Raw genomic sequence first — 26,799 nt, 5'->3', positions numbered from 1 at the left:
GCCCATGTCCACCGTCAACGAGGCCGCCGATGCCGCGCCGCAATTTCCCTTTCTGCACGTCACGGTGGAGCCCGATGCGGCCGAGCTCGTCGCGAGCGAGCTGTTCGACCTCGGCGCCGAGGGAGTCGAGGAGCGCGACGACACCACGCTGAAGCGGGCCGACGCCGGCGGAAAGATCACCCTGGTCGCGAGCTTCTCCACGGAGGAGGCGGCGCAGGAGGCGCTCGCCGGTTTGGCGCCGGAGCTCGGCGCGCGGCTCGAGCACGTGGTGGGCGACGCGTGGCGGGACGCGTGGAAGGAGCATTTTCGCCCGTTCGCGGTCGCTCCGGGCCTCGTGGTGCGGCCGCCCTGGGAGGCCTACGAGCCGAAGGAGGGCGAGCACGTCGTGGAGCTCGAGCCGGGCCGCGCGTTCGGCACCGGGCTGCACGAGACCACGTCGCTCGTGTGCTCCGCGCTGGCCGAGCACGCCCCGGAGCTCGCCGGGGCCGAGGTGCTCGACGTGGGCACGGGCAGCGGCATCCTGGCGCTCTGCGCGCTGAAGCTCGGGGCCAAACGTGCAGTATGCACGGACAACGACGCCGACGTGCTCCCCGTCGTCGCCGAGAACGCCGCGCGCAACGGCCTAGCCGACCGCGTCACCGCGAGCGCGAACGACCTCGGCGACGTGCCGGGTACGTTCCCCGTGGTCGTGGCCAACATCGAGGCCCGGGTGCTCATCCCCATGGCGCCCGCGCTCGCCGCGAAGGTGAGGCCCGGCGGGCTGCTCGTGCTCTCGGGCATCCTCCTCCCGCAGGAGGCGGACGTGATCGGCGCGTACGCGCCGCTCCGCTTGCTCGCCGCTCCGAAGCGGGGCGAGTGGGTCGCGATCGTGCTCCGCGCTCCCTCGTGAGGCCGCGTCGCGCGCCGCTCGCGGGCCTGCGGGCGGGTCGCCTGTCGCTCCCGCACGACCTCTGGCGCTACGTGACCCGCGTGCTCCGCCTCGGGCCGGGCGACCGCCTCGTGGTGTTCGACGCCGCGAGAGGCCTCGAGGCCGCCGCGGAGCTCGCGCCCTCTGCCGGCGATCCCGACTCGCTCGAGCTCGTGGTCGGCGAGCCCAGGCCGGCGCGCGTGGTCGCGCCGAGGCCGCTCGTGCTGCTCCAGGGCCTCGCGAAGGGCGACAAGGTCGACGCGATCGTGCGCGACGCGACGGAGCTCGGCGCGACGTTGGTCGTGCTCGTGGAGGCCGAGCGCTCGGTCGTGCGCCTCGAGGGGAGGCGCCGCGACGACCGGGTGGCGCGACTGCGAAAGATCGGCGACGAGGCGGCGAGGCAGTGCGGCCGGGGTGACGCGCCGGAGGTCTCCGGGCCCATGTCCCTCGCGGCTGCGCTGGAGCTCGCGCCTGCGGGCGGCCGTTTCGCCCTCGCGCCGCTGGCGGCCGAGCCGCTCGGCGCGCGCCTCGAGGCGTACCTGTCGAGCCCGCTGACGTTCGCCATCGGGCCTGAGGGCGGGCTCAGCGACGGAGAGCTCGAACTTCTGGAACATGCTGGATTTGCTCGTGTTTCTCTTGGTCCTTTCGTGCTCCGTACCGAGACTGTCGTCGCCGCCGTGCTCGGCGCGGTGCGCGTGCTCGACGCGTCGCGTGGTTTCGAAGCCGCGCCGCCGGGCGGGTGAGACGCGGTCGAGCCCGCCGTGGGGCGGGCGCCACGCGAAATCGGTGCTAGGGATGGAGGGCCCATGCTCCGCGCTCACCCCCTCGCCGCCGCCCGTCGCCCCTCGCTCGCGCGCGGGCTCCTCCGCGGGCTCGCCGCCGCCGCCGCCGCCGCCGTCACTGTGGGTCTCGCCGGCTGCTCGGCCGAGTCGGCCGCCGGCCCCGAAGGCGCCGATCTCGAGGGCGCGGTCATCCCGAACATCGAGGACCTCACCGGCAAGAGCGTCCAGTGGATCTACTCCGGTCCGCTGCCCACCCTCGAGAACGCGCAGGTCGAGGTGTCGCTCCAGTCGAGCGTGGCGCTCGTCACCGGGCTGCTCCCGCGCGGCTACGATGTCGCCAAGCTCCCCGCCTACGTGAGGACCGCCACGGTCGATGGGCGCACCCGCGTGGCCGTGGGCTACCCCGTCGCGACGGCCGCCACCGACAAAATCGACGCCTCGCGCAACGCGCCGTACCGCAACTGGCCGGGCGACAACAAGACGCTCTACTCGATCCCGTTCACGCCCTCGCTCCGCACGAGCGAGAACACCGACGCCACGATGTGGGGCGGCTTCCCGTTCATCAAGTACTCGCCGGTCGGCCACGCGTTCCACGGCCCCATCGACGTCGCCCCCAGCGAGGAGCTCGGCGAGGTGTGGAAGCTGAAGCGCGGCCCCCTCTCGAAGGGCTGCAACCGCATGAACGGCGAGCACGTCGTCGAGCTGGCGCACCTCATCGGCACCGACATGGCGACCCGCAACTACGCGGAGAACACCGTCATGCGCACCGCCGGAAAAGACGGCGTCGGCGTGCCCGTCTTCGTGCGCGACGCGCAGGTGCAGTGGGGCGGCAAGGCCGTCGACTCCGACTACCCCGTGTTTCCCGGCTACGAGGCGCGCGTCAAGCGCCCGGCGGCGAGCGAGGCCGTCGTGTTCCCCTCGTGGGACGCGAGCGCCGCCGAGTACCGCTCGTTCGTGTGCCCCCTCGACAAGAAATGGCTCCGCCAGAAGGGCCTCACGGCGGTGCCGGCGGGCTACTGCAAGACGCGGTGGCCGAACGCCGAGTGGTACACCGACTGGTCGCGCTTCGGCTTCCGCTAGCGCGCTCGGCGCGGCTCGTCGCCGGCTTCGCGCTCCCGACTCGAGAGGCAAAGCGCACGCGCTTCATGTATCGTCGCGCACATGTTGCCCTGGAGCACCCGTGCGCGCGGCCTGTCCGCCGGCCTCTTCCTTCCCCTGCTGTTCGCGGCCTGCGGGCCCGCGCCCGAGCCGCCCGCCGTGCCGCCCGCGCTCGGGTCCGCGCAGCCCGCGCCGTCGGTGGCCACGCCGGCTCCCGGCAAGGTCGTGCCGGGCCCGTCGGGGGTCGACCTCGCCGCGCTCGATCGGAGCGTGGCCCCCTGCGACGACTTCTTCTCGTTCGCGTGCGGCGGGTGGGTGAAAGCTCACCCCATCCCCGACGAAGAGGCGAGCTGGATGCGCAGCTTCAGCGTCATGCGCGAGGAGAACGAGAAGCTGCTGAAGGAGATCCTCGAGGGGTACGCCAGCGGGGCAGGGAAGGACGAGCCCTACGCCAAGCTGCTCGGTGACTTCTACGGGAGCTGCATGGACGAGGCCGCCATCGAGGCCGCCGGCACGAAGCCCCTCGACGCCGATCTCAAGCTCGTGGAGCAGGCGAAGGACGTGCGCTCGCTCTCCACCGTGATCGGCAAGCTCCACAAGTCGGGCACCACGGTGTTCTTCGACTACGGCCCGGAGCAAGACTTCAAGGAGGCGAGCCGCGTCATCTTCGCCCTCCACCAGGCCGGGCTCGGCATGCCCGATCGCGAGTATTACCTGAAGACCGACGCGAAGGCGCTCGAGCTGCGTGCGAAATACACGAAGTTCGTGACCAACGTGTTCGGCCTCCTGGGCGAGAACAAGGGGAAGGCGAAGCAGAGCGCGGACGACGTGCTCGCCGTCGAGAGGGCGCTGGCCGAGATCTCGTTCACGAAGACCGATCTGCGCGAGCCGCAGAAGAACTACCACCTCGTGAAGCGCGCCGACCTGCCGACGGTCGCCCCGAACCTGGGCTGGGACCGCTACCTGGCCGAGCTCGGGATGGAGAAGACGGCTGACTTCAACGTCGCCCAAGACACCTACTTCAAGGGCCTCTCGGCCCTCCTCGACGGCAAGAAGCTGCCGCTCGCCAAGGTGCGCGCCTACCTGCGCTTCCACGTCACGCGCGACGCGCTCTCGCGGCTCCCGAAGCGCTTCGTCGACGAGGGCTTCGCGTGGCGCCAGGCGATCTCGGGCGCGAAGAACCTCCCGCCGCGGTGGAAGCGGTGCGTGCGCGCGACCGACGCGGCGCTCCCCGAGGCGCTCGGCCAGCCGTTCGTGAAGCGCACGCTGGGGGCCGGCGGCAAGGAGGCCGTGCAGAAGCTCATCCTCGCGATCGAGGGCGTCATGAAGGGCAACCTCGACGGCCTCGCGTGGATGGACGAGCCGACCCGAAAGCTTGCCCAAGCCAAGCTCGCCAAGATCGCCAACAAGATCGCCTACCCCGACACCTTCCGGAGCTACGAGGGGCTGACCGCCGATCGCCAGAGCTACAACCGCAGCGCGAAGGCCGCGGAAGCCTTCGAGATTCAGCGGCAGCTCCGCAAGGTCGGTCAACCGGTCGATCGCGCGGAGTGGCAGATGAGCCCGCCCACCATCAACGCCTACTACGACCCGCTCCTGAACGAGATGGTCTTCCCCGCGGGCATCCTGCGCTCGCCCTTCTATTCGACCACCGTCGCGTCACCCGCCAACTTCGGCGGCATCGGCATGGTCATGGGCCACGAGCTCACCCACGGCTTCGACGACGAAGGGCGCCAGTTCGACGCCGACGGCAACATGAAGTCGTGGTGGACGCCCGCCGTCGACGCGGAGTTCGTGAAGCGCGCCTCCTGCGTGGAGAAGCAGTTCTCCGCGTACACGGTGTTGGGCGACGCCCACGTCGACGGGAAGCTCACCCTCGGCGAGAACCTCGCCGATCTGGGCGGCGTCAAGCTGGCCCTCATGGCGCTGGAGAAGGAGATCGGGAAGGACGCGAAGCAGGCGGAGGGCGAGTTCAGCCCGCGCCAGCAGTTCTTCCTCGGCTTCGCGCAAGCGTGGTGCGGCAGCTACCGCGACGAGGCGATGCGCTTGCTGGTAGCGACGAATCCGCACTCGCCGCCGCAGCTGCGAGTCAACGGTCCGCTCTCCAACACCGCCGCGTTCGCCGACGCGTTCCACTGCAGTACGGGCCAGAAGATGGTGCGCAGCGAGCGCTGCGAGGTCTGGTAGCCGCCGTAGCCGCCACCAAGCGTGACCGCGGCTGCGCGAGGCGCGACCGCGGTGATCGGAGCCCGGCGTGGCCGACGGCTATTCGGGCAGGTAGCGGAGAATCGTCCCGCCGAGGAACTCGCCGTGCTTCTTCTCGGCGACGATGACGTCGCCGCCGATCTGACAGACCGAGTCGCCCACGAGCGCCCTGAACTGGTCCTCGGTGTGCACCGGCGAGGTCTTCACCTCGATGAAGCCGAGCTGCTCGTGGCGGCGCTTCGGCGGGCGCGGCATGAGCTCGAGCCGGCAGCCGGCCGGCTTCGGCATCTCGGTGCCGACGTCGCTGCGGACGACGTTGTAGGCAGGCATGGGGACGCATGCCGCGGAGCCGCCCGAGAGCGAGAGGCCGACGATCGCGAGGGCCGCGAGCGCTCGCCGCTCCCCGTTGAGCGACGACGCTCGTGCTCCACCACCTACCCCGTGCCGCATAGCCGATCCTCCTCGTTCGCCGTTCTGGCGCACCACCCCCACGGTACTCGATCGGCGGCGCCCGCGGCGAACTTTGCGCCGCGCCGCGCCGCGCGTGGGGGGGGGGGCGCGCGCGGAGGCTCAGGGGCTGGCGAGCTGCGCCGCGATGTCGGCGGAGTCCTTGATGTCACCCTTCGCGCACTGAGCGCGGAGGTTGGCGATGGTCTTCAACGGCCAGTCCTTCTGGATCAGGTTCACGACCCAGGTCGGCAGCGAGCCCTTCGGGTCGGCGTGGATCTCCGTCACCACGAGCGTCTTCTGGCCCCCCTCGATCGAGGTGAGCACGAACGAGCTGTGAAGGATCTGGCCGCGCACGTGCGACGTGGGCGGAGCGGCGGGGTCGGCGACCGAGTGGATGCGGATGGTGACCCGCTTGTTGGCGCGATCGAACTCCGCCTTCGCGTCGGTGACGAAATCGCGATCGGCGACGAGCGGTGGAGACTTGAGGTGCGTGTAGACGATGCGCTCGAACGGCGACACCTGGCGGACGATGTGCGCGTCGGCGATGCGGTCCATCCACTCGACCGTGCGGTTCGAGTCGGTCACCACCGAGGCGACGCGTACCAGCGGGGCGTTGACGACGCCGATGCCCTTGAACGCGATGACCGGGCTGCCCTCGACCTCCTGCTTGAACACGGTCACGCCGCCGCTGTCGGTGACGCGCTCCCAGTGAGGAGCGTCGGCCGAGCCCGAAGACGAAGCGAAGACGGGAGCGAGGGCGAGGGCGAGGGTGAGGGCGAGCTTCCGGATGCGCATGCCCGTACCGTGTCTGATGTAAGCGAAAGTGGTAGGTCAAAATGCAAGCTTTTCGCGGATCGCTTCGTGCGCCATCGACGTGGCAGCGCCTGCCGCCCCCGTCGTAGCCCCGCGGTGGGCTAAGATGACAACGAGACGCTTCGGAGGAATGACCATGGCGAAACGGCGAAATTGGGCGCTCGGCGCCGCGGCGGGCCTCGTGGCGCTGGGCGCGCTGTTCACCGCGTGCGGCGACACCGGGGCCGACCCTGCCGACGCGGCGGCCCCTCCGCCTCCCGTCCCCGAGGCCGCCGTCGCGCCGTGCGCGGTGTGCGCGAGCGCCAGCCAGGCGTGCCCTCCACTCGACCTCGGCGCGTGCGAGAGCGCGTGCGCCGCGGGCAGCCTCGAGGGGCGTGAAGGCGGCGTCGCGCGCGACGTGGCGCGCTGCCTCGCGGCGGCCGGGAGCAACTGCGTCGCCGTCGCCGACTGCTTCCGGCTCCCCCCGGTCGAGCCGTTCCGCGACGGCCCCTACGGCACCAAGCCGAAAGACACGGCGGGCCCCTTCGTGATCCCCACGACGAAGGGCGACTGGGACTTCAAGCGCGAGTGGACCGGCGAAGACAGCTACGTCTTCCTCATGTACGCGCCGGGCGAGCTCGGCGAGTACTCGACGAACCTCTACAAGGGCTCGCTCGTACGCGACGTGCTCGCGAAGTCGCCTCCGCACGTGCACTACTTCTTCTTGCCGCTCCGCCGCGACACGGGGTGGGTCGCGGCCCGCGACAAGTGGCAGGCCGAGCTTGACGCCGCCGACGGCGACTGGGCGAAGCGCGTGCACTTTGCAGACACCTTCGCCGTCGACGTGCCGGGGTGGATAGGCGAGATGATGAAGGCGCGCGTGGCGTCGCGCCCCCCGTACAAGCAGTACGATACGATGGGTTTCGCGATCGACCGCTTCCAGCGCATCCGCGAGGTGGGCATGCTCGGACAGCTCGGCTCGAACGGCATCATCCCGAAGCTGTCGTTCCTCGTGAACGAGCCGACCTACTACGAGTTCGAGTGGGCCCGCGAGCGCGCGCTCTCGGCGGCGCCGCCGGCGACGGTGGTCTCGCTCGCCAAAGAGCGCACTGTGTACGACACGTTCGAGACCGACGTGACCCTGCCCGAGCCCGCCGCGATGGCCGCGTTCGACACCCTCGAGGCCGACCTCACCACCGACTGCGTCGACCACCGCGACGGCGAGTGCGGCGCGTGGGACTACCTCTCTCACCTCTGGGTGTGCCAGCCGCCCGAGGCGACCGACGCGGGCGCGACCGACGCAGGCCCGCCGCCGTGGCGCTGCGACACCGAGCTCGCGCGGTGGATCACCACCTATTGGCGCGAGGGGCGTTGGGTGACCGACATCTCCGGCGTGCTCCCGCTGTTGAAGGGGGGCGCGACCCACTTCAAGTGGCGAGCGAACGGCCAGTTCGATCCGCGCAAGACCAACTACCTGGTGTCGCTCTCTCTCCGCCTCTCCAACCGCAAGAAGCCCCTGCGGCCGGTCTCGGCGATTCCCCTGGGCAAGGGGGAAACTGGAACCCGGGCTACGACAGCCTGCACCCCGACCTTCAAGTCGACGTGCCGGCGACGGCGAAGAAGGTGGAGCTCTACACGCTCATCACGGGGCACGGCGCCGCGGCAGGGAACTGCGCCGAGTTCTGCGACCACCAGCACCTCTTTGGCGTGAACGGCGCGGTGCAGAAGCGGAGCTTCCCGGGCGCGCAGTCGGCGCTCGGCTGCGCGAACGACGTCGCCAAGGGCGTGGTGCCGAACCAGCTGGGGACCTGGTATTTCGGCCGCGGCGGGTGGTGCCCTGGTCAGGACGTGTTGCCCGGGGTCGTCGACGTCACGAGCTCCGTCAAGCTCGGCCAGGTGAACACCTTGTCGTACAGAACCACGTACGCGGGGCAGGCCGTCGACATCGCTCGCGGCAACATCGTGCTGAGCTCGTACCTCGTCGTGTGGCAGTAGACGCCAGCAGCGCTCGGTTCGACGCGGGGCGGATGGTCGTGGCAAGGTGTGGAGATGCGCTCCCTCTTCGCCCTCACCGCCCTCGCTACGCTCCCCCTCGCCGCGCTCGCGTGCGGCAGCGACACGGTCGGCGATCCGCAGCCACCCACGACGGAGCCGCCGGAGCCCACGTGTGGCGATGGGGTGGTCGCCAAGCGCTTCCCCGGCGGCGACGCCAACGGTCACGCCGATCCGTTCGGGGCGAAGGCCGCGGGACAGGCGCGCGCAGGGCGCCTTCGTAGCCTGACCGGGCTGAAGCGCCCCGACGACGCGCGCAATCGCCTCGTCGACACCGACTTCGTCCTGGCGAACGACACGATCGCGGTGTTCATCGAGGGCGCGCGCGCGAGCGACGGTTACAACCCCTTCGGAGGTGAGATCAACGCGATCGAGGTCGTCGGGGCCGACGGGCGGCCGACGGGCGTGAGCCAATACGGCGAGATGCTCCTCGCGCTCTCGCGGCAGGTCGTGGCGCCCGAGAACGTCACTGTTCTGGCCGACGGCTCCGACGGCAAGGCCGCCGTGGTGCGCTCGTCCGGCGTGCTGAAGAACATCCCGTTCCTCGAGACCTTCCGCGGCCTCTTGCCCGACGAGTACAACTTCCCGGCCGCGCTCGACTACGTGCTCGAGCCCGGCGCCTCCAAGGTGAAGCTGCGGCTGTCGTTCATGAACACTCGGCCCGAAGACCTGACGTTCAGCGGCAAGCAGATGTTCGGCTTCTTCCACTCGAACCGCTCCGCCCTCTTCACCGAGAGCGGCGGGTACGGCGTGCCGAAGGGGAAGCACCCGTGGGTCGGGTACGACGGAGAGCGCACGAGCTTCGCCATCGCGCAGCCCGGCAAGGAGCTCGAGTTCGCCCTCGAGGTCTCCGGCTTCCAGTACTTCCAGGGCTCCGGCCTCACCGCAGAGGCGTGCAAGACCGTGGAGACCGACTACGCCGAGGTCATCGGCGGCGGGCCGGAGCTCGACGGGCTGCTCCAGGCGGTGCAGGCGGCGAACGGCGGCCCCGCGCGCCGCGAGGTGAAGGGCACAGTCGAGAGCGACGACGGCGCGAAGCTCGGCGGCGCCACCGTCGTGGTCACCGGGCAAGACGGGCGGGTGCTCTCGCGCGGCCACGCCGACAAGGACGGCGCGTTCTCCTTGCGCCTGCCGGCCCAGGCCGCCATGGCCCACGCGCTCGTGCCCGGCTACGCAACGAGCCCCGCCGTGAACCTCGCCGCCGACGCGTCCGCCGCGAAGCTCGTGCTCGCGCGGGGCGCGACGCTGAACATCGTCGCGAAAGAGGCGGGCACGAACGAACCGCTCCCGGTGCGCGTGCAGATCTTGCCGCAGACGCCGGTGGCGAAGGCGCCCGTCGCGTGGGGCGTCGTGGAGGAGCCGAACGGCGTGCTCCTCCAGGAGTTCCCGGCCGACGGCGTGGCCAAGGTCGTGGTGCCGCCCGGGGCGCACCGCGTGCTCGTGTCCCGTGGCTTCGACTACGAGCTGTTCGATCAGGTCGTGACGGCCGAGGCCGGCAAGGTGACCGAGGTGCCGGTGACCCTGCTTCGAAGCGTCGACACGACCGGCGTCATGTGCGCCGACTTCCATATCCACTCGAACTTCTCTGCCGACTCCGACGACACGGCGCCCATGAAGGTGCGCGCCGCGGTGGGAGAGGGGCCTGGAGCTCCCTATCTCGAGTGAGCACGAGTGGATCATCGATTTTAAGCCGATCATTGCGAAGCTCGGGCTCTCGAAGTGGGCCTCGAGCTTCCCGTCCGAAGAGCTCACCACGTTCTCGTATGGGCACTTCGGGGTCATCCCGCTCAATCCCATTCCGGGCGCCCAGAACGGCGGCGCGGTCGACTGGATCGGGAAGTCCCCGCCGGACATCTTCAAGCTCGTCCACGAGCGGCCCGAGAAGCCCGCGCTGATCGTCAATCACCCGAACTACCCGGGCTTCCGCGGCTACTTCTCTGCGGCCGTGTACGACTACGCCACCGCGAAGGGCCGCGACGGCGTGTGGAGTGAGGAGTTCGAGGCGATCGAGGTGTTCAACAGCTCCGACTTCGACCGAAGCCGCGACGACTCGGTGAAGTCGTGGTTCTCGCTCCTGAACGCCGGAAAGACCACGTGGGCGGTGGGCAGCTCCGACAGCCACCATTGGCGCAGCGCGAAGGTCGGCTATCCGCGCACCTGCATGAAGTTCGGGCACGACGACCCCAACAAGGTCACGCCCGAGTCGGTGCGCGACTTCATCAAGACCGGGGCCTCGGTCATCTCGGGAGGCCTCTCGATGACCGTCCAGGGGCCAGGCGGCGCGGGCCCGGGCGGCACCGACAAGGCGGGTGCGTACAAGGTCACCGTGTCGGCCGCGAGCTGGGTCGACGCCACCGAGCTCGAGGTGCTCGTCGACGGCGAGACCGCCAAGAAGATGCCGCTCGGCGCCTCGGTCGGCCCGGGCCCGGCGAAGCGCTTCGATCTCACCGTGGACGTCGCGCCCACGACCAGCCGCGCGCGGCACTACGTGGTGTTCGTCGCGAAAGGCGCCCGCGATCTCGCCCCGGTCGCCCCGGGCGACAAGCCCTTCGCGGTGTCGAACCCGATCTTCTTCTGACTTCTCCTGACCGCCGCGGTGCTACACCCCCGCGCGTGCCTGATCTCGTCGAGCTCGACCGCGACCACCCGGGATTCCGCGATCCGGAGTACCGCGCGCGGCGCAACCGCATCGCGGGGCTCGCGCTCGCGCACCGGCCGGGGGCGCCGCCGCCCGACGTCGCCTACGAGCCGCACGAGGTCGCGGTCTGGGGCACCGCGCTCGCGCACCTCACGCCCTTGCACGCGCAGTACGCTTGCCCGACCTACCGCGCGAGGGCCCCGCAGCTCGGGTTTCGCGCCGATCATGTGCCGTCGTTCGCCGAGGTGAACGAGGTGCTCGCGCCTCTCACGGGCTTCCGCCTCGAGCCGGTCGCGGGGCTCGTGACGCCGCGCCAGTTCATGGAGCGCCTCGCCGAGGGCGTGTTTCTCGCGACGCAGTACATCCGGCACCACTCGGCGCCGCTCTACACGCCCGAGCCCGACATCATCCACGAGCTCGTCGGCCACGCTCCCATGCTGGCAGATCCTGGCTTCGCGGAGCTAAACCGCCTGTTCGGCGAGGCGACGCTCCGCGCCGACGCCCGGCAGACCGAGGCGCTCATTCGGCTCTATTGGTACGTGCTCGAGTTCGGCGTCTACGGTCCGCCCGAGGCGCGCCGCGTGGTGGGCGCGGGGCTGCTCTCGTCGTTCGGCGAGCTTGGCCGCTTTGCCCAAGAGGCTGAGCTACGGCCCTTCGATCTCGATCGCGTCGCGGCCACGCCGTTCGACCCGACCGACTACCAGGGCGTGCTCTTCGTCGCCCAGTCGGAAGAGGCGCTGAAGCGCGATCTCGGCGACTGGCTCCGCGCGGTCTGACTTTCCTGCGAGCCGCGGTGAACGCGCGGGCTCTTTCACGAAGGCCGAGTAGACTTGGGGTGTGGGCGGTCGCCCGCGCCTCTCGCTTTGGCTTGGAGCAGCGTCCAGACATGAAGTCTTTCGCGTGGTGGTTCTTGGTGGTCGGCCTCGGCGTCGCGGGGGCTCCGGTGGGGTGCGCTACGGGCGAGCTCGGGCCCGACGAGGGGGAGGAGCCCGGCGCGGTCGACCCGGACGGCGGCGGCCCCGAAGCCGACGGCGCGGCCAAGCCCCCGCCCGGAGGGTGCGTCGTAGGGCAGTGTCCGCCAAATACATGGAATCTCGATGGAAAAACCGACGGGGAGAACTGCGGGTGTGAGTATCGGTGCACGAAGCGGAGCGAAGACGACGAGCTCGACCCCGCTTTCGAAGACGCCAACTGCGACGGCTCCGACGGCGTCGTGGCCACCTGCGTGTACGTCTCCGTGTCGAAGGGAGACGACGCGGGGGACGGCACTCGGCTGAAGCCCCTCAAGACCCTCGCGCGCGCGGTGATGGTGGCCGGCTCGGGCACCAAGAAGAGGCCCGTCTGTGTCTCGGCGGAGAAGTACACCGAGTCGGTCGAGCTGCCCTCCGGCGTGAGCCTCTACGGCGGGTTCGACCAGGCCGACGCCGCCTTCCCGTTTCGGCGCTCGCGAAAGCACGGCACCACCGACATCGCGACCACGATAGTGGCCCCCACCACGGGGCCGCTCGCGGGCGACGGCGTGCTCATTCGTGAGCTCCGCGAGGACATGCACGTGGCGAACCTCACCCTCGAGGTGAAGATCCCCGAAGCCCAGGACGGCAAGAGCGTGCACGGCGTGCGTGTGGTTAGCTCGTCGGGCGGGAGGCTGTTCGTCCGAAACAACGTCTTCCTCCTGGGCCCGGGAAACCAGGGGGTGCGCGGCACCACGGACGCCGCGCCGCCCACGACGCCCGCCGCGACTGGGAACACCGGCGCCGGAGGCTGCTCGAGCTGCTCGAGCGCCCAGCCGGGCGCCGCCTCGCCATCGTGTACGGCCCCCGGGGGTCGAGGGGGCAACGGCGGCGTCGGCTCCGACAGCAGCGGGGCCGCAGGGGCCCCGGGCACGGGCGGAGCCGCCGGCGGTGGCGGCGGGTCCGGCAGCGCGTGCATCTCCTCGAGCGGCGGGAGCGCCGGGCTCACGGGCGCGAGCGCCGGCACGGGGGCGCCGCCAGCCTCCGGTGGTGACGGCGGGGAACCCGTCGGCACGATCGTCAATGGCCTTTACGTCTCGTCTCCTGGGAAGCCTGGCCTGCCGGGAGGGAACGGCGGGGGCGGCGGCGGCGGCGGTGGCGGCGGCGCCTCGGCGCGCAGCTGGCCCATTTGCATCGGAGACGGCGGCGGCGGCGGAGGTTCCGGCGGCTGCGGCGGGGCGGGCGGCCCGCGCGGCGCCGGCGGAGGCGCGGGGGGTTCGTCGATCGGCGTGCTCGTAGGCGGCGGTGCTGCCACGGTCGAGAACAACGTGTTCACCTTGGGGAAGGGCGGGACGGGCGGCGCCGGCGGTCTCGGAGGCGTGGGCCAGCCCGGCGGCGGCGGGGGCGCGGGCGGCTCCGGCGCGTCGAGCGCGGCAGGCGGCGGGCGCGGAGGGAGCGGAGGCGCGGGCGGTTCCGGCTCCGGTGGTGGCGGAGGGAGCGGGGGGCACTCGGCGCGTATCGCCCGCGCCTCGACGGCCACGCTGGTCGAGTCGGGCAACACGGGCACGCTCGGGGCCCCTGGCCCGGCGGGCGCGGGCGGCGGCGGTGGCGCTGGCGCACCCGCCGGCAAGAACGGCGCGGACGGCATCGCCCGCGAGGTGCTCGTCGCGGGGCCCTGACGGCCTCCAAGCGAGGCGCTCAGCGCAGCGGCGGCGGTCGGGCGCCGCCGAACGAGCGGCGGAATCGCCGGAGGCGGCCTGCTACCCCTGGCGAGCCGTGCGGTCCAAGTCCTCGTCAAGTCGCGTGAGCGCGGCATCTACACCGGCTGGGGGTCCCACTTCGCGACCACGCGAGCACCGCTTTCGCGTCCGCGCGACGGTCGGCGGTGCGGGGGGCTCTGGTCCGGATACGCGACGCTCATGGTTCGATGAGCGGCTCGCGGAGGGCGTGTGGTCTCGACGCCGCGGCCCGCGTCGTCCCGGGTTGCCTCAGGAAGTTTGGCCCTGCGCGGACGTTTAGCCTACCCACGGGAGGGTGGACCCGCGGACCGCGCCGGTGACCGTGCTGCTCGGGCTCTTGGTCCTGGCCGTCGCCTGGGCCCTGCTCCAGACGGCGCGCCTCGCCCTTCACCAGCGACGCATGCGCGCGCGGCTCGTCGCCGCGCGGGTCAAGGGGGCGGCCGGCGAGCGTCGCGCAGAGGGAATCCTCGAGCGCCGCGGCTTCCGCGTGCTCCAGAGGCAGGCCGTAGTTCGCTACCCGCTCGGTGTGGACGGCGTACCGGTGGGGGTCGAGGTCCGCGCCGACCTCGTCGTCGAGGACACGAGCGGGCGCTACGTCGCCGAGGTGAAGACCGGCGCGCTCGCGCCGCGGCTCGAGACCGCGACGACCCGGCGCCAGCTCCTCGAGTACCGGATCGCGTTCGACGTGGACGGCGTGCTCCTGGTCGACGCCGACACGGCCACCGTGCGCCTCGTGGAGTTCCCGCTCGCCGGCCGCTCGCGCGCGGTGGCTTCAGGCCGGCTCACTTGGCTCGTCGCGGGGCTCGTGCTCGGCGCGCTCGCGGCGCTGGGCGTCCCGAACGTCGTGGCTGCGCTCTCCGAGCGCTTCTCTTGACGCGCCCAGGCGCCGAGCGCAACAGGACCCTTGGTCGCGCCCCGCACGGCTCGCAACTCGTGGAAAATCCTCGATTATCAAGCGGTTCGTCCGCTAGGCTTCCACGAAGCGCGCCTTGAACGCGACGCGCACGTGATCCGAGACGCGAAACGCGCCGAGGGGCCCCTTCACGTCGTGGCCGGCCAGCTCGCGCAGCGACAGCTCGAAGGACCCGGTGACATCCTCAACGGCCTTCTCGCCGCGGGTCGATGAGGTCGTCGTGGCGGTGCCGTGCGCCTTCGCGGAGCGGCCGGCGGGCGACCTCACCGTGCCCGAGAACGACGAGCCCCGGAGGTGGCCATCGAGCTCGACGTGGGCCTCTTCGCCCTGCCCGCCGAACACCTCGGCCCGCATCTTGGTGAGGATCTGCGCGCGGTCGTCGGCGCTCAGCACGCCCTCACGGAGGGCGCCGTCCTTCATCACCCCGTCGACTCGCAACGCGCCGAGGCGCACCCTCGCTCGCACCGAGACCGCGCCGTCTGCGCGCTCGGCGCTGAGCTCGCTGGCGACCGCGGAGAGGCGCAGATCGTGGGCGAGTCGGGCGAAGAGCCCGTCCGCGGAGGTGAAGATCTCGAGGGTCGAGTGGGACGGATCGATTTCGTAACGCACGCCACCACAGTAACGCTCCGGGCGGCGCTTGGGGGGACCACGTGCACGGCGCAGACCTCGGCTATGACATGGAGCATGCCCGACAAGACCAACGCCGCGCGCGCGCTCGATCGACTCAAGATCCGCTACACCCTGGTCGGGTACGAGGTCGATCTCGCGGACCTTTCGGCCGAGACCGTGGCGCGCAAGATCGGCTTGGCCGAGGCCCAGGTCCTGAAGACCTTGGTCGTGCGAGGGGAGCGCGCCGGCGTGTTCTTCGCCGTGGTGCCCGCGGGGCGCGAGCTCGATCTGAAGGCGGCTGCGCGAGCGATGTCGGACAAGAAGGTCGCGCCGGTGGCGCTGAAGGAGGTGGAGCCGCTCACGGGGTATGTCCGCGGCGGCGTCACCGCGCTCGCCTCGAAGAAGGGATTCCCGGTGGTCGTAGACGAATCGGCCCTCGTGTTCGATGTGGTGAGCGTCTCGGCGGGCGTCCGCGGCACGCAGATCTTGCTCGCGCCTGCCGACTACGTCGCCGCGACCCGCGCGAAGGTGGCGCCGCTCTCGACCACGCCGACGTAGCGCGCCCAACTCTCAGCCGAAGCGCGCCGAGGAGATCCGGACCCCCATGAGCACGTCGGCGTACGGCACCGAGCCCGGGTCGTCGCCCGCAGCGCCCGCAACGACCATGAGCGGGAGCAGGTGCTCTTCCCGCGGATGAACCTCGAGCCCGGAGGGCGCAGCCCGCCACTCTACGAGGCGCGCGTCGCGGCGCTCGCGAGGGAGCGCGACGGTCTCGGCGAGCCAAGCGTCGAACGCGAGCGACGCCGCCCGCGCCTCGCGCCGGCCGAAGCCGCGCATGTTGTGGTAGCTCATGCCGCTGCCGATCACGAACACGCCCTCGTCGCGGAGGGGCGCGAGCGCGCGGCCGATCGCGAGGTGGCTCGCGGGGTCGAGCCCGGCCTTGAGCGACAGCTGCACCGTAGGCACCTCGGCCGCGGGGTAGGCGAGCTTCATAGGCACGAAGACGCCGTGGTCGAAGCCCCGCTCGGGCGCCTCGGCGCTCGCGATGCCTGCCGCGTCGAGGAGCGCGCGCGTGCGCCCTGCCAGCCAAGGGCTGCCCGGTGCCGGCCACGTGAGCTCGTACGCCGCCGGAGGGAACCCGAAGTAGTCGAAGAGCAGGGGGGGGCGCTCTGCGGTCGTCACGGTGGGTAGACGCTCTTCCCAGTGCGCCGACACGACGAGCACGGCGCGCGGTGGCGTGGACGGGAGCCCTCGGAGGCCCCGAAGGTGGGCGGCGAGGCGCGCCAAGGAGTCGGGCTCACCGAACCCGACGTCGACGAAGGGCCAGGGCCCTCCGCCGTGGGGAATGTAGACGGCAGGTGTGCGCGGTACGGACATTTGCGCCATTCTCTACGAGCCGGGAGTGGGGCAAAATACGCAATAAAAGCGAAGGAATGTTCCGCCCTCGAGAACGACGAGCGCGCCACTTCGTCGAAGGCGCCCGACCGTCGTGCATCGTGGACGCGCCCGGCTGGAGAGTCGACGGGCTACACGACCATGCTCTCGCCGAGCTGCGGGACGCGCACGTCTGGGAACCCGCGCTCGCGGAGCCCTTCGGCGAGCGCCTCCTGCGCCGGGCGCTCGCCGTGGACGAGGACGACGGTGCGGAGCGGGCCGCGGTCGCGCACCGCCTCGGCGAACGCGAGCAGCTCGTCGCGTCCGGCGTGGGCGCTGAAGCCGTTCAGCACGTGGACGCTCGCGTTGACAGGGCGCTCGATCCCGAAGATGCGCACCCTGGAGCGCCGCTCGACGAGCCGGCGCCCGAGCGTGTGCTGCGCCTGAAAGCCGACGATGACGATCGCGTTCTGGTCGTGCTCCATCGTCGCGCGGAGGTGGTGGAGCACGCGACCGCCCTCGCACATGCCGCTCGCCGAGAGGATGACGCACGGGTCTGGCGACGCGTCGATCGCCTTCGAGTCCTCGGGATCCGACACGTAGTGGAGATCGTCGAAATCGAACGGGCTCGCGCTGCCGCGGATCGACGCGCGGGCCTCCGCGTCGAGGCACTCGGGGTGCATCCGAAAGATGTCGGTGATCTTCACCGTGAGGGGTGAGTCGACGTACACCGGCACGAGCGGCACCGCGCGCTTCGCTCGGAGTCGCGCGATCGCCATCACGATCTCCTGTGCGCGCTCGAGGGCGAAGGTGGGAATCACGACCTTGCCGCCGCGCTTCGCCGTCCGCGTGAGGATGACCGCCAGCTCGTCGTCCATCGCCTCGAGGGGCGCGTGCACGCGGTTGCCGTAGGTGCTCTCCAGAATGAGCACGTTCACGCCGCTGGGTACGTCCGGATCGCGGAGGATCGGCATGTTCGTTCGCCCGAGGTCGCCGGTGAAGACGACGCGCGCGTTCTGCCCCTCGTCGTCGAGGTCGAGCACCGAGATGGCGCTCCCGAGGACGTGGCCCGCGTCGAGGAGAGAGAGCCGCGCGTCGGGGGTTATCTGCGCGTGGCGGTGGTACTCGCACCCCGTGAAGCGATCGAGCGCCGCGACGACGTCGTCCTCGCCATAGAGGGGCTCGACGCGCTGGAGGTCGTCCGCCCCGCGCTCGATCAGTCGACCGATGTAGTCGGCGTCCGCGCGCTGGATGCGGGCGGCGTCCTGGAGCATGACCGCGCAGAGGTCGCGCGTGGCGGCGGTCGAGTAGATCGCGCCGTCGTAGCCCAGCTTGACCAACATGGGCAGCGCGCCCGAGTGGTCGATGTGCGCGTGAGAGAGGACGACCGCGTCGATCGAGCGCGGATCGAAGCCGAGCGATCGGTTCGCGGCGAACGAGTCGAGTCGGCGCCCCTGCACGAGGCCGCAGTCGAGGAGGATCGAGCTCTGGGCGGTCGACACGACGTGCCGAGATCCCGTGACCGTACCGGCGGCGCCGAAGAACTGTAGCTGAATGGACAAGAAGGGACCTCGCGCGCAGCGGAGACCCCGCCGCGATGAACTGTGGGATGACCGGTCGACTGGGCGAGCGTGAGTCTCGAGGCCGAGGCGTCTGCGTTGGGCTCGGGACCCAGACCAGGTGGACAGCGTCCTCCGATCCCCGTCGAGCCAGCTCAGCGGTCTCGGGCGCGACGCGGGCGCTGCAAGTACGGGGCCGCGGCCCGCCAGCGGACGGCGAGGCGCGCCGGGGCGGCGCTCCTCGTCGGCGCGTGCGCTCGCGCTCGCCCCTCGCGCGGTCCCCTGCGCAGAGTTTGCGCGGGCTCGGCAAGCGCTGCGGCGTCCTCCACGCGCGGCCAACGAGCGCGCTGATTTTGCCGAAATTTCGTGCGTGCGCCCGTGGCACACCGATTGCTGATGGCGAGCCATGACCCTGAAGCGCAACATCGTCGTTGGCTATGACACCTCCGAGCTGGCGGGCCGTGCCCTCGAGGCCGCCATCGCCCACGCGGCGAGCCTGGCGCCTTCGACCGTTCACGTGGTGAGGGCCTTGGCGCTCATGCCGGGCGTCGACGAAGACCAGGGCGCCGCGAACGCGCAGCTGGCTCGCCTCGACTACCAGGCGGAGGCGCTGCGCGAGACGGTCGAGCGCCAGACGTTGCCCGTCGGGGTCACGCTCGTCACGCACGTCAACGTCGGCGAGCCCGCGACGATACTCTCGGACGTGGCGCGGTCCGCCGACGCCGACTTCGTGTTCGTCGGAACCCACGGTCGGACCGGGCTCGCCCGGGCGTTCTTTGGATCCATAGCGGAGCGCACGGTGCGGCTCGCTCCGTGCTCCGTCGTCGTGGTGCGGCCGAAGGAGTCCGACAATGCGCCGCACGTCCTGCCGCCTTGCGAGCGGTGCGCCGAGGTTCGCCAGGCGAGCCAGGGCAAGGTGGAGTGGTGCCAGCAGCACTCGAAGCACGAGTCCCACCACTCCAGCGTCTTGCCGGTCTCGCCGCCGCGCCAGAAGCTCTGATCGCGGGGCAGCCATGTCGGCGCTTCCGATACCTGCGACTGACAGGCGGGCGGGGGCCTGTGCGCACTGCGGACTACCGAGCGGCACGAGCACGTTCTGCTGCTCGGGCTGCGAGAACGTAAACGAGCTCCTCCGCTCGGAGGGGCTGCTGCGCTACTACGAGCTGGGCAGCGGCAACCCCATGACCGAGGGCGCCGCCCGCCCGGATCGCCTTTGGCTCGAGGCCGAGGGCGTCGCCCTCCGCGGCGCGCGCGGGCTCACGAAGGTTGTCCTGGACGTCCAGGGGATGCACTGCTCCGCGTGCGTGTGGATCTTCCAGGAGCTGTTTCGCAGGCACGCGAAGGCCGGTCACGTGCGGGCGACCCCGTCTACCGGGCGCTGCGAGCTCGTGGTCACCCCGTCGTTCCCCCTCGAGACCTTCGTCGACGGCCTGAGCCGCTTCGGCTACCGCTTCTCGTCGGCCAAGCGCGGCGCCGAGAGCCCCCCCGACGACCTCGTCTGGCGCATGGGCGTGTGCATCGCGATCGCGATGAACACCATGATCTTCGCGATTTCTACCTACGCGGGGCTCCGCGAAGGGGCGCTCTATCGGCTGTTTCACACGCTCGATTTCGCGCTCTCCACCGTCAGCGTCGTCGTGGGCGGGGCGGTGTTCTTCCGCTCGGCTTGGGCCACGCTGCGGCGGCGCGCCTTTCACCTCGACTTGCCCATCGCGCTCGGGATCGGGCTCGCGTACGCCTCGTCCGCGCACGGCTTCTTCGCGAGGTCTGGCGCGCAGACCTACTTCGACACGCTGAACGTGTTCATCGCGCTCATGCTCGTCGGGCGCTTCCTGCAGGAGCGCGTGCTGCGCCAGAACCGAGCCTACCTCCTCGAGAGCGACGGCGCCGACGGCCTGCTCGCGCGCCGCGTGCGTGACGGTCATGTGGAGATCGTGAAGGGCCGCGAGCTCCGTCGAGGCGACGTCATCCTCCTCGCGCCGGGCGATCTCGTGCCGGTCGACGCGACCCCGCTCGGGGGCGCCGCGAGCTTCTCGCTCGACTGGATCACCGGCGAGCCCGAGCCAGCCCGCTACGCCGAGGCCGAGCGCGTGCCGGCCGGTGCCTTCCTCCGCCAAGCGGAGGCGACGCGGGTGCGGCTCGCCCAAGACTTCGAGGAGTCGGGTCTCCGCGACCTCCTGCGCGCCGTCCCCGAGGGCCGCGCACAGGTCGAGTTCTGGCAGGCCTTCTCCCGCGCCTACGTCGTCATCGTGCTGCTGCTGGCCGCGGCCACCTTCGCGTTCTGGGCACTTCACGCCGGTCCGTGGCGGGCCTTCGAGGTCTCGAGCGGCCTGCTCATCGTCACCTGCCCATGCGCGATGGGCATCGCCACGCCCTTCGCCTATGAGCTCGCCCACGCGGGGCTTCGGCGCGCCGGGCTGTTCGTCCGCGCCGACGGATTCCTGGACCGCGCGATGGAGGTGCGCCGCGTGGTGTTCGACAAGACCGGCACCCTCACCACCGGGCGGCTCGTCCTCCGCGATCTGGCCCCCCTCGCGGCGCTCTCCTCCCCGAGCCGGCGCGTGCTGTACAACCTCGCGGTGCGCAGCTCGCACCCGAAGGCGGAGGCGATCTCTGCCGCGCTCGTGGGGGAAGACGCGGTCCTCGACGACGACTTCATCACGACGGAGGAGCCCGGTCGAGGGGTGCGCTCGGCCACGGCCTACCTGGGCGCCCCGCCGCGCGCCGTGTCCGGCTCCCCCGCGGATCCCGGCGACGTCGTGTACATGGAGCGCGGCGTCGTGCGCGCCTCGTTCGAGACCGAAGAGGTTCTCCGCGACGGCGCCGAGCGCGACGTGGCGGGGCTCGTCGGCGACGGCTACGAGGCGTTCGTGCTCACTGGAGATCGCGAGGACCGCGCGGTCTCGGTGGCGGCTTGCTTCGACATCCCCGCCGACCGCGTCGTCGCGGGCGCCGATCCACGGGCGAAGCGCGCGTGGATCGAGGCCAACGACGCCGCCAAGACGCTGATGATCGGCGACGGCGTCAACGACGCCCTGGCGCTCGAGGTCGCCCTCTGCTCGGGGACTCCCGCGGTCGATCGCCCCTTCGTCGCGAGCCGCGCCGACTTCTTCTTCACTGGCGCGGGCTTCGAGGGCGTGCGCCGGGCCCTGCGCGTGGCGCGGCGGCTTCGCGGAGTCGTGCGCAGGAATATCGGTGTGGCCATTGCCTACAACGTGGTGACGGTGGCCCTCGCGGCGTCGGGGCACATGTCGCCCCTCCTCTGCGCCGTGCTCATGCCGCTCTCCTCGGTGGGCCTCATCGTGCTCACCATGAGAGAGCTCTCGGCGGGGGCCAAGATATGGACGTCGTAGTTTTGCAGGTGTTCGTGAGTTTGATGTTGGTGGTCGGCTCGATAGCGCTCTTCCTCTTTTCGTGGAAGCAGCGCGACTTCGAGGAGTCCGACCGCCTGGCGCTGCTGCCGATAGAAAAGGAAGAAACCGAGGACGCTCATGAGTGAAGCGACAGAGATCGAGACCTCCGAGGTGAAAGTGACCTACGACGACGACCTGCCGAGGCAGTTCGTCGCCGCGTCCGTCATGTGGGGGATCGTGGGAATGCTGGTCGGCGTCATCGTGGCGCTCCAGCTGGCCTGGTGGCCGGCCAACGTGCACCCGTTCCTCGGCTATGGTCGGCTTCGCCCGCTCCACACGAACGCCGTCATCTTCGCGTTCGTCGGGAACATGGTGTTCGCCGGAATCTACCACTCCACCCAGCGACTCTTGAAGACCCGTATGGCCTCGGACGCCCTCGGGAAGTTCCACTTCTGGGGCTGGCAGGCCATCATCGTGTCGGCGGCGCTCTCGCTCCCCCTCGGCTTCACCCAAGGAAAAGAGTACGCCGAGCTCGAGTGGCCCATCGATATCGCCATCACGGTGGTGTGGGTGGTGTTCGCGGTGAACTTCTTCTGGACGCTGGCGAAGCGCAACGAGAAGCACCTCTACGTGGCCATCTGGTTCTACATCGCGACCATCATCACGGTAGCGCTGCTCCACCTGGTCAACAGCCTCGCCATCCCGGTCATGGCGATGAAGAGCTACTCCATCTTTGGCGGCGCTCAGGACGCCCTCGTGCAGTGGTGGTACGGGCACAATGCGGTCGCGTTCTTCCTCACGACCCCCGTGCTCGGCATCATGTACTACTACGTGCCGAAGGCCGTCGATCGACCGGTGTTCTCCTATCGTCTCTCGATCATTCACTTCTGGTCGCTTATCTTCATGTACATCTGGGCGGGGCCGCACCACCTGCTCAATACCGCCCTGCCTGACTGGGCGCAGACCCTCGGTGTGGTGTTCAGCATCATGTTGTGGGCCCCGAGCTGGGGCGGCATGGTCAACGGTCTCTTCACGATTCGCGCCCGCTGGGAGCGCCTCCGCGACGACCCGGTCCTCAAGTTCTTCGTCGCCGGAATCACCGCGTACGGCATGGCCACCTTCGAGGGGCCGCTGCTATCGATTCGCGCGGTCAGCGCCCTCGGTCACTACACCGACTGGATCATCGCGCACGTCCATAACGGCGCGCTCGGATGGAACGGGTTCTTCGCGGCGGCGATGTTCTACTACATGGTGCCGCGGCTCTACGGCACCAAGCTCCACTCCACGCGACTCGCGAACCTGCACTTCTACCTGGGTACTCTCGGTATCGTGCTCTACGTCGTGTCGATGTGGGTCGCCGGCATCACCCAGGGGCTCATGCTCCGCGCCCTGGCAGCCGACGGCTCCCTCGTCTACCCGACGTTCATCGAGACGCTCATCGCGGTCAAGCCCATGTACTGGATGCGCGTGGTGGGCGGCGGCCTGTACCTCACCGGGTTCATCCTCATGGCCTACAACCTCGCGGTCACCGCGCGGTCGGGCAAGGCCGTCACCACCTCCGTCACCGTCGTTCGCCTCGCCTCGCCGCCGGAGCTCAGCTGGGTGAAGATGCTGACCGCGCCGCCGATCATCTACACGGTGCTCGCGACGACGATGATCATGCTCACCCTCGTGGCGAACGGGTTCGCGGGGGTGCTCTTCGCCTGCGTCGCCATCGCGGTCACCATCCTCGGAGCGTTCGCCGTACAGTCGGCGAGGGCGCGCGGCGAGGCCTCGTGGCACCGCATCCTCGAGGGCCGATCGCTGCTCTTCTCGGCGCTCGCCGCCGTGGCCGTCATCATCGGCGGCGTGGCCGAGATCATCCCGTCGCTCCTCGTGAAGCCCGCCGGCGCGGCCGCCTCGGCCAACGCCGCGCCGTACACCGCCCTCGAGGTGGAGGGGCGCGACGTCTATCTGCGCGAGGGTTGCTACACCTGCCACTCGCAGATGATCCGCTCGCTCACGCACGAGGCGCAGCGCTACGGGGCGCCGTCGGACATGACCGACTCCCAATACGACCACCCGTTCCAGTGGGGGTCGAAGCGCACCGGCCCCGACCTCGCCCGCGTCGGTGGAAAGTACTCCCACGCGTGGCACTACCAGCACATGATCGATCCGCGGGCCATCACCACCGGGTCGAACATGCCGCCCTACAAGCACCTCGAGACGAACTCGCTCGACTACGCGAAGACCCCCGTCAAGCTCCGTGCGCTGTCGCAGGTCGGCGTGCCCTATCGGAGCGACGACATCCTGAAGGCGGAGGAGAGCGCGAAGGCTCAGGCCCGCACCATCACCGCCGAGCTCGCGACGCTGGGCACGAAGACCGAGCCCGACACCGAGCTCGTCGCCGTCATCGCCTATCTCCAGCGGCTCGGGAAGACCCCTCCTCGTACGGCGCCCGTGGCCGAGAAGACGGACAAGCCATGAAGAGTCAAGCCCTCGCGTTCCTCGCGCAGAGCCCACTGCTCGCGCTCCCGCTGTTCGGCCTCGCGCTGTTCTTCACCATCTTCTGCCTCGTCGTCCTGCGCGCGGCGCTGCCCAAGCGTGGGGCGTTCGACGCCGTGTCTACCCTCCCTCTCGAGAAGGACGAGTCCGATGTCTGAGCAAGAGAATCCCAAGGCCGAGAAGCCCGAGCGGCGCGGCGCCGAGACGCCCTGGTGGGAGGGGCCGCTCGAGCACGACTACGACGGTATCCAGGAGGCGAACGTGTCGCCTCCACAGTGGTGGCAAGGTATTTTCCTCGTGACTGTGCTCGCCGCGGGGGTGTACTGGTTCGTGTTCCACACGTTCCACTTCGCGCCCGTCGGGCGCGAGGAGTACGAGAAGGAGGCAGCGCAGATCGCGGCGGCGCAGGCGGACAAGCTCCGCGCGCAGGGGGCGGTCGGCCCGGAGGCGCTCGACACCCTGTCGAAGGACCCTGTCACCCTGGAGAAGGGGAAGGCCACCTTCGCCGCCATGTGCGCGGCCTGCCACAAGCCCGACGGCAGCGGGCTCATTGGGCCGAACCTCACCGACAGCGCGTGGCTGCACGGCGGATCAAACGCCAAGATCTACAAGACCATCACGGAGGGCGTGCCCGACAAGGGCATGCAGGCGTGGCTCCCCACGCTCGGACCCGACAAGACCCTCGCGGTGACCGCGTACGTGCTCACGCTCCGCGGCAAGAACCTGCCCGGGAAGCCGCCGCAGGGCACGCCGGACCCGTGAAGCCCTCGAAGGCTCGGCGCTCGTCCCTCCTCACGGACGGGCGCCACCTGCGCATCGTCACCGCCGACGTTCAAGGGAGGTTCACGCGGGCCCGCCGCGTACTCTTCGCGGTCCTCGTTGCGGTTCTCCTGGTCCTCCCGTTCGTCAAGATCCGCGGCGCCCCGGGGATATGGCTCGACGTCCCGTCGCGCCGCTTCCACATCCTGGGGCTCGCGCTCGGCGCGCAGGACACCTATCTGGCCTTCTTCGCGCTGACCGGCCTCGCCATCACGATCGTCGTGCTCACGGGCCTCCTCGGGCGCGTGTGGTGCGGCTACACCTGCCCGCAGACGGTGTTCCTGGAGGGCGTCTATCGGCCGGTCGAGCGCCTCATCCTCGGCTCGCGGGGGGAGCGGAGCAAGAGCGAGCCCGCGTGGTGGCGCCGCGTCGCGCTCCAGGTCGTTTTCGTCGCCATCTCGTCGGTGGTCGCGCACGTCTTCGTGCTCTATTTCGTCTCGTGGGACGGGCTCGTCACCATGATGCGAGCCGGGCCCGCGGAGCACCTGTCGCCGTTCGTGTGGGCGACCGTGATGACCCTGATCTTCTATGGCAACTTCGCCCGCTTCCGCGAGCAGACGTGCCTCGTGATTTGCCCCTACGGTCGTATGCAGTCGGTGCTGTTCGATCGCGACACTCTCATCGTGGGGTACGACACGCAGCGCGGCGAGCCGCGCGCGCGCGGCAAAGTGAAGGCAGAGGGGGCAGGCGACTGCGTGTCGTGCGACCGCTGCGTCGTCGTCTGTCCGACGGGCATCGACATTCGCGAGGGGCTCCAGGTCGACTGCGTCGCGTGCGCGGCCTGCGTGGACGCTTGCGACGACGTGATGACCCGGCTCGGTCGCCCAAAGGGACTCATTCGCTACGACTCCGAGAACGGCTTCGAGGGCAACAAGACCCGGCTCCTGCGCCCGCGGATGGCGCTCTACGGGGCGCTCGTCCTCATCGGCGCTTTGGTCGCGGTGGTCACGATCCGGCAGCGGACCACGTACGCCGCGAACGTCCTCCGGCTCTCGGGCCCGCCCTACGAGCTCGTGGGCGATCAGGTGCGGAACACTCTCGAGGTGCACATCGTGAACAAGTCCGACGTGCCGGCGCACTTCGACTTTGCCCCGAGCGATCCCCCAGGCGCCGCGCCGCTGACGCTCACGTTCGCCGCCCCGTCGCTCGACCTCGCCCCGTACGAGTCGCGGCGAGTCCCGCTCTTCGTGACGGGGCCTCGCGGGGCTCCGAGGCCGGTGCGCTTTCACGTCCGGCGCGCGGGCGAGGCAGAGGCCATCGAGCTCCAGGCGCAGTTCTTGGGACCCAACTCCCCGTGACGCCGCGGACCCTCCTCGCCCTGGCGCTCCTCGGCCTCTTCGGGGGCACCCACTGCGTGGGCATGTGCGGTCCTTTGGTCGGCCTGTTTTCGTCCAGGCTCGAGGCTCGAGGCGCGCGTCGCGCGCTCGCGCTCGCGGTGTTTCACGGTGGGCGCCTCTCTGCGTACGCGGTCCTTGGGCTCCTCGCGAGCCTTTGGGGGGCGGCCGGGGTGCGCGCGTGGCCCGCGCTCGGCGCCGGCGCGCGCGTGGTCGCGGCGGTGTTCGTCGTCCTCTACGGTTTGCGTCTCGCCGGTGCGCTGCCGGCCGGTGAGGTGCGCCTCCCGCTCGAGGGGCGTCTCGGCGCTCGCGTGCGCGCTGCGCTCGGGCGGTTGCTCCCGCTCCGCACTCTGCCCGCCGCGCTCGCCGCCGGTGGGCTCTGGGCGATGTTGCCGTGCGGGCTCGTGTACTCGGCCGTCGCGGTCTGCGCGAGCGTCGGCGAACCAGGCTGGGGCGCCGTGGGGATGCTCGCGTTTGGCCTGGGTGCGCTGCCGTGGCTCCTCTTCGTCGACGCGTTCGTGGGCTTCGCGCGGCGGCTCGTTCAGCGACCGTGGGCGAGGCGCGCGGCGGGGGTGGCGATCGTCACGCTTGGCGCCGTCGGCGTCGCGCAAGGCGTCCGCGGGGGGCTCGCGCCCTCGGCGGGGGCCGACTGCCACGCTTCGCGGTCGTCTGGCTTCGAGGGGGTGGCGCGTGAGCTCTCGACCCTCGCGCTCGGCGAGCCGGTTCGGTAGAGTGGTGCCC

Annotated in this window: 25 protein-coding genes; 20 read left to right on the top strand and 5 right to left on the bottom strand. The window is 70.6% G+C overall.

Annotated elements, in window-relative coordinates; translation table 11 throughout:
* Positions 1 to 4: 4 nt before the first annotated feature.
* The 4 genes from IPQ09_02025 to IPQ09_02010 all read left to right on the top strand — a co-directional run bounded on the left by IPQ09_02025 (position 5) and on the right by IPQ09_02010 (position 4,974).
* The gene (locus IPQ09_02025; protein ID MBL0192999.1) at positions 5 to 889 is read left to right on the top strand and encodes a 50S ribosomal protein L11 methyltransferase; all 885 of its coding nucleotides are present in this window, start codon (positions 5 to 7) and stop codon (positions 887 to 889) included.
* The gene (locus IPQ09_02020; GenBank protein MBL0192998.1) at positions 886 to 1,650 is read left to right on the top strand and encodes a 16S rRNA (uracil(1498)-N(3))-methyltransferase; all 765 of its coding nucleotides are present in this window, start codon (positions 886 to 888) and stop codon (positions 1,648 to 1,650) included. Before IPQ09_02025 ends, IPQ09_02020 begins: the two co-directional genes overlap by 4 nt.
* A gap of 63 nt (positions 1,651 to 1,713) precedes the next feature.
* Entirely contained in the window at positions 1,714 to 2,769 is a 1,056-nt protein-coding gene (locus tag IPQ09_02015) for a hypothetical protein (protein ID MBL0192997.1), read from the top strand.
* An 81-nt stretch (positions 2,770 to 2,850) separates the two neighbouring features.
* Positions 2,851 to 4,974 carry a M13 family metallopeptidase gene (locus IPQ09_02010; protein ID MBL0192996.1) on the top strand — a complete coding sequence of 708 codons (2,124 nt, stop codon included), beginning with the start codon at positions 2,851 to 2,853 and terminating at the stop codon, positions 4,972 to 4,974.
* Positions 4,975 to 5,052: 78 nt separating this feature from the next.
* Here IPQ09_02010 and IPQ09_02005 read toward each other — a convergent pair whose 3' ends face one another.
* The gene (locus IPQ09_02005) at positions 5,053 to 5,442 is read right to left on the bottom strand and encodes a hypothetical protein (protein ID MBL0192995.1); all 390 of its coding nucleotides are present in this window, start codon (positions 5,440 to 5,442) and stop codon (positions 5,053 to 5,055) included.
* A gap of 120 nt (positions 5,443 to 5,562) precedes the next feature.
* A complete protein-coding gene (locus IPQ09_02000; protein ID MBL0192994.1) occupies positions 5,563 to 6,237 on the bottom strand; it encodes a hypothetical protein in 675 nt (224 codons plus the stop codon).
* A 154-nt stretch (positions 6,238 to 6,391) separates the two neighbouring features.
* On the opposite strand from IPQ09_02000, the gene IPQ09_01995 reads away from it, so the two are divergent.
* The 7 genes from IPQ09_01995 to IPQ09_01965 all read left to right on the top strand — a co-directional run bounded on the left by IPQ09_01995 (position 6,392) and on the right by IPQ09_01965 (position 14,487).
* Positions 6,392 to 7,945, top strand: a complete 1,554-nt coding sequence (locus tag IPQ09_01995) for a hypothetical protein (GenBank protein ID MBL0192993.1) — start codon at positions 6,392 to 6,394, stop codon at positions 7,943 to 7,945.
* On the top strand, positions 7,837 to 8,229 hold the full coding sequence (locus tag IPQ09_01990) for a hypothetical protein (protein MBL0192992.1): 393 nt from the start codon (positions 7,837 to 7,839) through the stop codon (positions 8,227 to 8,229). Before IPQ09_01995 ends, IPQ09_01990 begins: the two co-directional genes overlap by 109 nt.
* Before the next feature lie 54 nt (positions 8,230 to 8,283).
* Positions 8,284 to 9,951 carry a carboxypeptidase regulatory-like domain-containing protein gene (locus IPQ09_01985; protein ID MBL0192991.1) on the top strand — a complete coding sequence of 556 codons (1,668 nt, stop codon included), beginning with the start codon at positions 8,284 to 8,286 and terminating at the stop codon, positions 9,949 to 9,951.
* The gene (locus IPQ09_01980; protein MBL0192990.1) at positions 9,929 to 10,864 is read left to right on the top strand and encodes a CehA/McbA family metallohydrolase; all 936 of its coding nucleotides are present in this window, start codon (positions 9,929 to 9,931) and stop codon (positions 10,862 to 10,864) included. The genes IPQ09_01985 and IPQ09_01980 overlap by 23 nt, the downstream gene beginning before the upstream one ends.
* 35 nt (positions 10,865 to 10,899) lie before the next feature.
* On the top strand, positions 10,900 to 11,700 hold the full coding sequence (locus IPQ09_01975) for a phenylalanine 4-monooxygenase (protein MBL0192989.1): 801 nt from the start codon (positions 10,900 to 10,902) through the stop codon (positions 11,698 to 11,700).
* A 110-nt stretch (positions 11,701 to 11,810) separates the two neighbouring features.
* Complete coding sequence (locus tag IPQ09_01970) at positions 11,811 to 13,553, top strand: PE-PGRS family protein (protein MBL0192988.1); 1,743 nt, start codon at positions 11,811 to 11,813, stop codon at positions 13,551 to 13,553.
* A 355-nt stretch (positions 13,554 to 13,908) separates the two neighbouring features.
* A complete protein-coding gene (locus IPQ09_01965; protein MBL0192987.1) occupies positions 13,909 to 14,487 on the top strand; it encodes a hypothetical protein in 579 nt (192 codons plus the stop codon).
* Positions 14,488 to 14,580: 93 nt separating this feature from the next.
* On the opposite strand, the gene IPQ09_01960 is transcribed toward IPQ09_01965, so the two are convergent.
* Positions 14,581 to 15,135, bottom strand: a complete 555-nt coding sequence (locus IPQ09_01960; GenBank protein ID MBL0192986.1) for a hypothetical protein — start codon at positions 15,133 to 15,135, stop codon at positions 14,581 to 14,583.
* A 75-nt stretch (positions 15,136 to 15,210) separates the two neighbouring features.
* Here IPQ09_01960 and ybaK point away from each other — a divergent pair, with 75 nt between their 5' ends.
* A complete protein-coding gene (gene ybaK / locus IPQ09_01955; protein ID MBL0192985.1) occupies positions 15,211 to 15,693 on the top strand; it encodes a Cys-tRNA(Pro) deacylase in 483 nt (160 codons plus the stop codon).
* Positions 15,694 to 15,705: 12 nt separating this feature from the next.
* Here the strand turns inward: ybaK and IPQ09_01950 are convergent, their stop codons facing one another.
* Both IPQ09_01950 and IPQ09_01945 read right to left on the bottom strand, forming a co-directional pair.
* Positions 15,706 to 16,512, bottom strand: a complete 807-nt coding sequence (locus tag IPQ09_01950) for a dioxygenase (protein ID MBL0192984.1) — start codon at positions 16,510 to 16,512, stop codon at positions 15,706 to 15,708.
* Between the two features lie 149 nt (positions 16,513 to 16,661).
* Positions 16,662 to 18,071, bottom strand: a complete 1,410-nt coding sequence (locus tag IPQ09_01945; GenBank protein ID MBL0192983.1) for an MBL fold metallo-hydrolase — start codon at positions 18,069 to 18,071, stop codon at positions 16,662 to 16,664.
* Between the two features lie 403 nt (positions 18,072 to 18,474).
* Between IPQ09_01945 and IPQ09_01940 the strand changes: the two genes are divergently transcribed.
* The 8 genes from IPQ09_01940 to IPQ09_01905 are packed head-to-tail and all read left to right on the top strand — an operon-like array spanning position 18,475 to position 26,789.
* Complete coding sequence (locus IPQ09_01940; GenBank protein ID MBL0192982.1) at positions 18,475 to 19,068, top strand: universal stress protein; 594 nt, start codon at positions 18,475 to 18,477, stop codon at positions 19,066 to 19,068.
* Between the two features lie 13 nt (positions 19,069 to 19,081).
* Positions 19,082 to 21,421: an HAD-IC family P-type ATPase gene (locus IPQ09_01935; GenBank protein ID MBL0192981.1), complete on the top strand. Its 2,340-nt coding sequence runs from the start codon at positions 19,082 to 19,084 to the stop codon at positions 21,419 to 21,421.
* A complete protein-coding gene (locus tag IPQ09_01930; protein MBL0192980.1) occupies positions 21,409 to 21,567 on the top strand; it encodes a cytochrome oxidase in 159 nt (52 codons plus the stop codon). The genes IPQ09_01935 and IPQ09_01930 overlap by 13 nt, the downstream gene beginning before the upstream one ends.
* Positions 21,560 to 23,887, top strand: coding sequence for a cytochrome-c oxidase, cbb3-type subunit I (gene ccoN / locus IPQ09_01925; protein ID MBL0192979.1), 2,328 nt, complete (start codon positions 21,560 to 21,562; stop codon positions 23,885 to 23,887). Before IPQ09_01930 ends, ccoN begins: the two co-directional genes overlap by 8 nt.
* Complete coding sequence (locus IPQ09_01920) at positions 23,884 to 24,063, top strand: hypothetical protein (GenBank protein MBL0192978.1); 180 nt, start codon at positions 23,884 to 23,886, stop codon at positions 24,061 to 24,063. The genes ccoN and IPQ09_01920 overlap by 4 nt, the downstream gene beginning before the upstream one ends.
* Positions 24,056 to 24,667, top strand: a complete 612-nt coding sequence (locus IPQ09_01915) for a c-type cytochrome (protein MBL0192977.1) — start codon at positions 24,056 to 24,058, stop codon at positions 24,665 to 24,667. The genes IPQ09_01920 and IPQ09_01915 overlap by 8 nt, the downstream gene beginning before the upstream one ends.
* The gene (gene ccoG / locus IPQ09_01910; GenBank protein MBL0192976.1) at positions 24,664 to 26,022 is read left to right on the top strand and encodes a cytochrome c oxidase accessory protein CcoG; all 1,359 of its coding nucleotides are present in this window, start codon (positions 24,664 to 24,666) and stop codon (positions 26,020 to 26,022) included. Before IPQ09_01915 ends, ccoG begins: the two co-directional genes overlap by 4 nt.
* Positions 26,019 to 26,789, top strand: a complete 771-nt coding sequence (locus IPQ09_01905; protein ID MBL0192975.1) for a sulfite exporter TauE/SafE family protein — start codon at positions 26,019 to 26,021, stop codon at positions 26,787 to 26,789. Before ccoG ends, IPQ09_01905 begins: the two co-directional genes overlap by 4 nt.
* The last annotated feature ends 10 nt before the right edge of the window (positions 26,790 to 26,799 follow it).

This window comes from Myxococcales bacterium (assembly GCA_016720545.1).
GTDB lineage: Bacteria > Myxococcota_A > Polyangia > Polyangiales > Polyangiaceae > JAAFHV01.
This window is presented reverse-complemented; position numbering and strand designations above follow the sequence as displayed.